The 8,402-nt window shown below is 66.4% G+C and carries 5 protein-coding genes and 1 pseudogene; 5 read left to right on the top strand and 1 reads right to left on the bottom strand.

Annotation, left to right across the window (positions count from 1 at the left end; translation table 11 throughout):
- The coding region (locus Q1Y33_RS05375) for a hypothetical protein (RefSeq protein WP_300798720.1) at window positions 1-282 on the bottom strand (282 nt) is incomplete at its 3' end.
- A gap of 187 nt (window positions 283-469) precedes the next feature.
- Here Q1Y33_RS05375 and Q1Y33_RS05370 point away from each other — a divergent pair.
- The 5 genes and pseudogenes from Q1Y33_RS05370 to Q1Y33_RS05350 all read left to right on the top strand — a co-directional run.
- On the top strand, window positions 470-1,558 hold the full coding sequence (locus tag Q1Y33_RS05370) for an N-acetylmuramoyl-L-alanine amidase (protein ID WP_300798719.1): 1,089 nt from the start codon (window positions 470-472) through the stop codon (window positions 1,556-1,558).
- Between the two features lie 10 nt (window positions 1,559-1,568).
- Window positions 1,569-2,582, top strand: a complete 1,014-nt coding sequence (locus Q1Y33_RS05365) for an MlaD family protein (protein ID WP_300798718.1) — start codon at window positions 1,569-1,571, stop codon at window positions 2,580-2,582.
- Between the two features lie 481 nt (window positions 2,583-3,063).
- On the top strand, window positions 3,064-5,553 hold the full coding sequence (locus Q1Y33_RS05360) for a Smr/MutS family protein (RefSeq protein ID WP_300798717.1): 2,490 nt from the start codon (window positions 3,064-3,066) through the stop codon (window positions 5,551-5,553).
- Between the two features lie 174 nt (window positions 5,554-5,727).
- Window positions 5,728-8,097: an alanine racemase gene (gene alr, locus Q1Y33_RS05355; RefSeq protein ID WP_300798716.1), complete on the top strand. Its 2,370-nt coding sequence runs from the start codon at window positions 5,728-5,730 to the stop codon at window positions 8,095-8,097.
- 67 nt (window positions 8,098-8,164) lie between these two features.
- Window positions 8,165-8,402: pseudogene (locus Q1Y33_RS05350) on the top strand (SAM-dependent methyltransferase); the annotation flags it as partial.

Genomic DNA, 8,402 nt, shown 5'->3' with positions numbered 1-8,402 from the left:
GGCGCGCTCCTGCATGCGGCGCTGGCGGGGGTTGTCGGACGACGGGAGGGCCTCGGCGGCGGGTCCGTCGTCGGCGCTTCCGTCGGGGCTTGCGGCGGGGGCCGTCTCATCGCCTGCGGGCGGTGCGGACGGGACCGCCGGTGTGTCGGATCTGCGGACAAGCAGGGTGTCGGCGGGCAGGGTGTGCCGCAGTCCGCTGCCGACGGACGTGCCCAGCACGGCCTGGGCGAACAGCAGAATCACCGTTGCCGACAAGACATATTTTACCCTTGACCTGTTCAAAATCCAATAATTTTTCGTACCTTTGCCGACAAGTCGGCAAAAACGCCCGGAGAACCCCCGCAGGGGCCTCCCGGGGCCTTTTCGGGCCCGACAAAGATAGGTAAAAAATTACAGAAAACCCTTGTCGTCACCAAGAAATATGCGCTTGCGCGCGCTCTTCGCGCTTGTTGTTGTCTGCACTGCCGTTATGACAAACGTCGTGGCGGCGGGGAATATTGCGCACGGCGTGAGCGTCGTGGTGATCGACGCGGGGCACGGCGGCAAGCTGCCCGGCGCGCATTACGCCGGGATGTACGAGAAGGAGCTCGTGCTGAAGGTGGCGCTGAAGCTGGGCAAACTGATCGAGGAGGGGATGCCCGGCGTGAAGGTGGTCTACACGCGCACGACGGACCGGATGCTCGGCACGACGCTGGCCGAGGACCTTCAGAAGCGCGCCGACATCGCCAACGAAGCCGGGGGCGACCTCTTCATCTCGATCCATGCCAATGCGGCGGCCGCCACGGCGGCGAAGGGGGTCGAGGTGCTCATCATGGGCGAGACCCCCAAGGAGCAGCGCTACAACACCGAGGCGCTCTACGAGAGCAACCGCGAGGACCTGATCGACCTGTCGACCGAGCCCAATGCGGCGATCGTGCGCGCCCGCATCCAGAACCTGCAGATCACCTACGGCGAATACAGCATGGCCATCGCCCGCTGCATCGAGCGCAACTTCCGCGAGGCGGGGCGTGTCGTGCGGCGGATCAAGCCGCAGTTGCTGCGCGTGCTCTACGCCACGGACATGCCGGGCGTGCTCACCGAGATCGGGTTCATGTCCAATGCGCAGGAGATGGCCTACATGAAGTCCGAAAAGGGGCAGAACGAGATTGCGCGGAACCTCTACGAGGCGGTGCGCGACTATTCGGACTTCGTGCTCACGACGCGGCGCGCCGACGGGGAGGCTCCGGCCGCCGTGCCGACACCGACACCAGCTCCGGCGGAGAAGCCCGCGGATGCCGCTTCCGGCCGGGAGCAGGCGGCGAAACCCGACAGGGAGGAGCCCGTGCGCTACACCGTGCAGGTGCTGGCCTCGGCCAAGCCCGTCTCGCTGCGCTCGTCCGAGTTCCGAAGCTATCGCGGCAAGGTGCGGCAGCTGAAATCGACCGGCTCGCTGCCCTATAAATATTGTGTCGGCGAGTTCGACACGCAAGCTGCGGCCCAGCGCCATCTGCGGCAGGTCCGCAAGGTCTTCCCCGATGCCTTTGTCGTGCGGTGCCGGGGTACGGAAATTGTAAAATAGAGAATCCGATATGAAGAGAGAAGTCAAGATCGGCGTATTCGCCGTGGCGATGATTTGTGCAGCTTGGATTGGCATCCGGTTCCTGCAGGGGCTCGATGTCTTCAGCCGCAATGTCGAGTATTATGCCGCCTACGACCAGATCAACGGCGTGCAGACCGCCTCGCCCGTCATGATGAAGGGGGTGAAGATCGGTACGGTGACCGGTGTGCAGTTCGATCCGCAGGTGAGCGACAAGGTCGTCCTGCAGCTGACCGTCAAGCGCACCTACCGCATCCCGACCGATTCCGAAGCCAAGATTTTCAGCGACGGACTGATGGGAAACAAGGCCATCGAGATCATCTACGGATCGGCCGACAGCTATCTGAAGGACGGCGACACGCTCCGTTCGAGCCGCAACCGCGATCTGATGGACATGGCCGGTTCGGAGCTCGACTTCTTCAAGCAGAAGATCGCGCAGGTGACCGCCGATCTGTCGCGCACGCTCGAGAACCTGAACCGCCTGCTCGAAAACAACGAGGGCTCCATCTCGGGCACCCTTACGCATCTGAACGACATCACGGGCGACATGGCCGACGTGCTTTCGGCCGAGAAGAACAACCTGCGGGCCGCCGTCGACAACCTGGCCGCCTTCTCGGAGATGCTCGGGCAGAACGCCCCGCGCATCGACAGCATCGTCGGCAGCGTGAACCGCCTGACGGCGCAGCTCTCCGAAGAGGAGTTCGCCCGCCGTCTGACCGAGTCGGTCGAGGGGCTGAATGCCCTGATGGCCCGTATCGAAGGGGGCGAGGGGACGCTGGGCCGCCTGCTCGAGGACCCGGCGCTCTACGACTCGCTCACGGTGGCGAGCGGCAACCTGGCGGCGCTGCTGGCCGACCTGAAGGAGTATCCGGGCCGTTACGTGCACTTCTCGCTCTTCGGACGCGATCCGGAGAAGATGAAGGCCAAGGCCGAGCGCAAGGCGGCTCGTCTTGAGGAGAAGAAGGCCAAAGAGGCCGAAAAGGCCGGAGAGTCCGGGGCCGAGTGATTCTCCGCGACCAGGGCGGAGCCTTTGTCCGAGCCGGGGGGAGTAGTTTGTCCGAGCCGGGGGGGGAGTAGTTGGTCCGGGCCGGGGCCGTTGGTCCGGACCGGGCGAAGTGAGGTCCTGACCGGATAAACGGACCGCGGCCGGAGCGATGTTTTGACCGGATGGACGGCTCGCGGTCGAAGTGAGGTTTTGGCCGGACGAGTAGCTCGCGGCTGATGTGAGGTTCTGACCGAATGACCGGACCGCTGGCGATGCGGAATGTTGACCCGATGTGGGGCTCGCTGTCGAAGTGAGGTCTTGACCGGATAAACGGCTGTGGCCGGAGCCTGTCCGCCGTCGGATGACCGGGCGGCCGGAAAATGAGGCTGCGGACGGACGCTGACGGACGCGTGTGATTGCGGTCCTGCCGCTGCGTGAAACGGTCTGCCGGGCGGACCCCGATGCGGCCCGACGTAATTGAGGTGCTATCCCAAAGAGAGAAATGATTTATCCCGCTTCTTTTGAACAGAAGATCGGCTTCGACCGCTTGCGTGAGCAGGTCGCAGCCCGTTGTACCATGCGTGCCGCGTGCGAACTGCTCGCGGCCGAAACCTTTTCCACCTCGCCGCAGGAGATCGAACGGCGCCTGGCACTGGCTGACGAGATGCGCCTGCTGCTCGACATGGAGCGCGACTTCCCGGGCGGCGAATACCCCGATACGGACGAGATTGTCGCCAAGCTGCGTGTCGCGGGCACGTTCCTCGACGTGGCCGAGGTCGTCCTCCTGCAGCGGGCGCTGGCGCTCATCGGGGCGGTCGTCGAGTTTATCGGCCGGCGCGGGGAGCACTATCCGGCGCTGCACGACCTGACGCACGGCGTCGAGTCCTTTCCCGAGATCGTGCGCCGCATCGAGGCGATCGTCGACCGCTTCGGCAACGTCCGCGACACGGCCTCCCCGGCGCTGGCCGAGGTGCGGCGCGCCATCCGCGAACGCGAGGGTCAGGCCGCCAAGCGCCTGCAGGCGGTCCTCTCGGCCGCCAAGGGGGCGGGCATCGTCGAGGCCGACGCGCAGATCTCGATCCGCGACGGTCGCGCCGTGATCCCCGTCTCGGCCTCGAACAAACGCAAGCTCAACGGCTTCATCCACGACGAATCGGCCACGGGCCGCACCTTCTACGTCGAGCCGGTCGAGGTCGTCGAGATCAACAACGAACTGCGCGAGCTGGAGTATGCCGAGCGGCGCGAGATCGTCCGCATCCTCACGGAGTTCACCGAGTCGATCCGTCCCGACGCGGAGCTGATCGCCGCCTCGGGCGACTGCCTGGCGCAGATCGACATGCTGCGCGCCAAGGGGCGCTGGGCCTCCGAGAACGGCTGTGTGCGCCCGATCCTCTCGACCGATGACCGCCTCGTGCTCAAGAACGCCCGCCATCCGCTCTTGCAGCAGACCCTGCGCGCACAGGGCCGCGAGATCATACCGCTCGACCTGCAGCTCGACCGCCGCAAGCACATCCTCGTCATCTCGGGGCCCAATGCCGGCGGCAAGTCGGTCTGCCTGAAGACCACGGGCATCGTGCAGTACATGTTCCAGTGCGGCTTCCCCGTGCCGGCGTCGGAGGTCTCCGAGCTGCCGGTCTTCCGCTCGATTTACATCGACATCGGCGATGAGCAGTCAATCGACAACGACCTGTCGACCTATTCGTCGCACCTGCTCAACATGAAGCACATGCTCGCCGGGGCGTCGGACCGCACGCTGGTGCTCATCGACGAGTTCGGGTCGGGCACGGAGCCCAACATCGGCGGGGCGATTGCCGAGGCGATTCTCGAGCGGTTGCTCGAAAAGGGATGCTACGGCGTCATCACGACGCACTACGCCAACATCAAGTACTACGCCTCGTCGACCGAGGGGATTGCCAACGGCGCGATGATGTTCGACGTGCAGCAGATACGCCCGCTCTTCCGCCTGGAGATGGGCAAGCCGGGCAGTTCATTTGCCGTGGAGATTGCCCGCAAAATCGGCCTGCCGGAGGAGATTATCCGCACGGCGAGCGAGAAGGCTGGGTCGGACCACATCAATCTGGAGAAGCAGCTGCGCGAGATTGCCCGCGACAAGCACTACTGGGAGCAGAAGCGCGACCGCATCCGCCTGACGGACCGCAAGGTCGAGGAGCTGGAGCAGACCTACTCCGAGCAGCTGTCGAAGATCCGCGCCGAGCGGCAGGAGATTCTCCGCCGGGCCAAGCAGGAGGCGCAGCAGCTCATTGCCGACGCCAACCGGCAGATCGAGAACACAATCCGCACGATCCGCGAGGCGCAGGCCGAGAAGGAGCTCACGCGGCTGGCGCGGCGCGAGCTGGACGACTTCCGCGAGACGGTCGAGCAGGCCGACACGGCGGAGCGCGATGCGGCCGTGGCGCGCGAGATCGAGCGCATCGAGCGGCGGCGCCAGCGGCGTGCCGAGCGCAAGGAGCGCGAAGGGGCGGCGGGCGACAAGGCTCCGGCGGAGGCCCCCGCACCGGTGAAGCGCGAGGTCGAGGTCGGCTCGAAGGTCCGCATGGCGGGGCAGGAGATGGTCGGCGTCGTGCAGTCGCTCAAGGGCAAGCGGGCGCAGGTGGCCTTCGGACAGATACTGACGACGGTCGACAAGGCGGCGCTCACGGTCGTCTCGAACAGCGAATACCGCGAGGCGACGCGCCCGGTGACGGCCCGCACGGTCGTGTCGGTCGACATCTCGTCGCGCAAGCTCAACTTCAAGGACCACATCGACGTGCGGGGCATGCGGGCCGCCGAGGCGCTCGAGGCCGTGCAGGACCTGGTCGACGACGCCCTGATGGTGGGGGTCGGCACGGTGACGATCCTCCACGGCAAGGGCACCGGCGCCCTCAAGGAGGAGATACGCCGCTACCTGCGCACGGTGCCCGAGGTGGTCTCGGCCGTCGACGAGCATGCCGACCGCGGCGGCGCGGGCATCACGATCGTGACGCTCTCATAGCGGGGCCGGTGCCCGCGGCCGGGACGGACAGGTGCGGCGGCCACAGCCGCCGCACCTTTTTTGCCGGTTTTTGCGGGCGAAAAAAGAGGTCGAAACGGAGAAGAATGCCGCTTTTCTTGTACCTTTGCGGGATGAGGTGCAACGGATCGGCTGCCGATCCGAAAAACGGATACCATGAATTACAGACTTTCACAGATCGCCGCCATCTGCGGCGGTCATTTTTCGGGCTGCGACGCCGGGGTGCGCTCGGTTGTGACCGACAGCCGCTCGCTCACGTGCGAACTGGGCACCGAGCCCCTGTTCGTGGCCATGCGCGGTGCGAACCACGATTCGCATGCCTTCATCGCCGAGATGTACGGCCGCGGCGTCAGGGCCTTCCTCGTCGAGCGCGACGTCGAGCCGATGCCCGGCTGCGGCTTCGTGCGTGTCGACTCCGCCATCCGCGCGCTGCAGAGCCTGGCGGCCTACCACCGGGCGCAGTTCCGCGGCACGGTCGTGGGCATCACCGGTTCGAACGGCAAGACCGTCATCAAGGAGTGGATTGCCGAGGAGCTGCCCGAAGGGATGAAATACTACCGCTCGCCCAAGAGCTACAACTCGCAGCTCGGCGTGCCGCTCTCGGTACTGATGATCGAGGGCGACGAGCAGCTGGCAATCTTCGAGGCGGGCATCTCGAAGCCCGGCGAGATGGAGCGTCTCGAACGCATCATCCGCCCCGACGTGGTGGTCTTCACCTCGATAGGCGACGCCCACCAGGAGAATTTCGTCAACCTCGAGCAGAAGTGCGACGAGAAGATGGTCCTCGCGCACCGCGCCCGGACGATCATCTACCACAGCCACTACGAGCCGCTGGGCCGCATGGTCGCGGCACGCTTCGCCGACCGCCGGCCGATCGACGCCGCGGCATTCCCCGAGCCGGCCGAGTCGGTCATCGGCAACGCCGCCTCGCGGCGCAACGCCCAGATCGTCGAGGCCTTCTGCGCGGCGATGCACTATCCCGCCCCGGCCTTCGCCGCGGCGCCGGCCGTTGCCATGCGCCTCGAGGTCAAGGACGGCATCAACGACTCGGTGCTCATCAACGACGCCTACAACCTCGACCTCAATTCGCTGGCGCTGGCGCTCGACTACCTGCACAACGTGGCCCTCGGCCGCCGCTGCACGCTCGTTCTCTCGGACATCGCGCAGAGCGGCCTCTCGGACGAGGAGCTCTACGGCCGCGTCGCGGGCATGGTCGCCCGTGCGGGTGTCGACTGCCTGGTCGGTATCGGCCCGCGCCTGCGGCGCCACGCCGCGCTGTTTGACTGCGACAAGGAGTTCTACGCCTCGACCGACGAGTGCATCGCCCGTTTGAGCCGGCAGGCCGTGGCCGGGCGCGCCGTGCTGCTCAAGGGGGCCCGCGACTTCCGCTTCGAGAAGCTCGCCCACGCCCTCTCGCGCAAGAGCCACACGACGGTGCTGGAGGTCGACCTCGACGCGATGATCCGCAATCTCAACTATTTCCGTGCGAAGCTGCGCCCGGGCGTGAAGCTCGTGGCGATGGTCAAGGCCGCCTCCTACGGCGCCGGGGATTTCGAGGTGGCGCAGATGCTCCAGCATCAGGGTGTCGACTACCTCGCCGTGGCCTTTGCCGACGAAGGGGTGCTGCTGCGCGAGCGGGGCATCAAGATGCCGATCGTCGTGCTCAATGCCGATGCGGACAGCTTCGACCTGATGATCGCCAACCGGCTGGAGCCCGAGATATACAACTTCCGCTCGCTCGAGGACTTTGCCGCGGCGGTGGCCCATGCGGGCGAGAGCCGTTTCCCGATCCATGTGAAGCTCGACACGGGGATGCACCGCCTGGGCTTCGTCGAGGAGGAGCTGCCGCGCCTGTGCGAGCGGCTGCGCGGCTGCGGGCAGGTGCGCGTGGCGACGATCTTCTCGCACCTGAACTGCGCCGACATGCCCGAGGAGGATGCCTACACGCGGGCGCAGATCGCTCGTTACGACCGCATGAGCTCGACGCTGGCCGCCTCGCTCGGCTATCCGGTCATCCGCCATACGGCCAACTCGGCGGCCATCGAGCGCTTCCCCGAGGCGCAGTACGACATGTGCCGCCTCGGCCTGGGGCTCTACGGCTTCGGCTGGCACCGCGAGGAGGGGCTCACGCCCGTCTCGACGCTCAAGACGCGCATCGTGCAGATCAAGCACCTCGCGGCGGGCGAGACCGTGGGCTACGGGCGGGCCGGGCGGCTCACGCGCGACAGCGTGACGGCCACCGTCCCCGTGGGCTATGCCGACGGGCTGGACCGCCACCTCGGCTGCGGCCGCTGGTCGCTGCTCGTCAAGGGGCGCCCGGCCCCGATCGTGGGGCGCATCTGCATGGACAGCTGCATGATCGACATCACGGATATTCCCGACGTGCAGGAGGGCGACGAGGCGGTGATCTTCTCGCCGGCCGCGGGCAACGACCCTGCGGCGATGGCCGAGGTGCTGGGCACGATCCCCTACGAGGTGATGACCTCCGTGTCGGGGCGCGTCAAGCGCATTTACCTGAAAGAGTAATACGGGCGGCGTGCCGCGGGAGGGCCGAGGCCGCTTCCGGATGCCGCCGCGAAACAACGGACCGAACATGAACGGAACGCTCTACCTGATCCCCTGTCCGATCTCGGACGAAACGGCACCGTGGGACGTGCTGCCCGCGGCCAACCGCGCCGTGATGGACTCGCTGGACTATTTCATCGTCGAGAATACGCGCACGGCGCGGCGCTTCCTCTCGAAGGCCGGCATCGCGCGCCCCATCGCCGAGCTGGAGTTCCGAGAGCTGAACGAACATACGGTCGCCGGACCCGACGTCGAGGCGCTCGTCG

The sequence above is a fragment of the uncultured Alistipes sp. genome, from assembly GCF_949296715.1.
Classification (GTDB): domain Bacteria; phylum Bacteroidota; class Bacteroidia; order Bacteroidales; family Rikenellaceae; genus Alistipes.
This window is presented reverse-complemented; position numbering and strand designations above follow the sequence as displayed.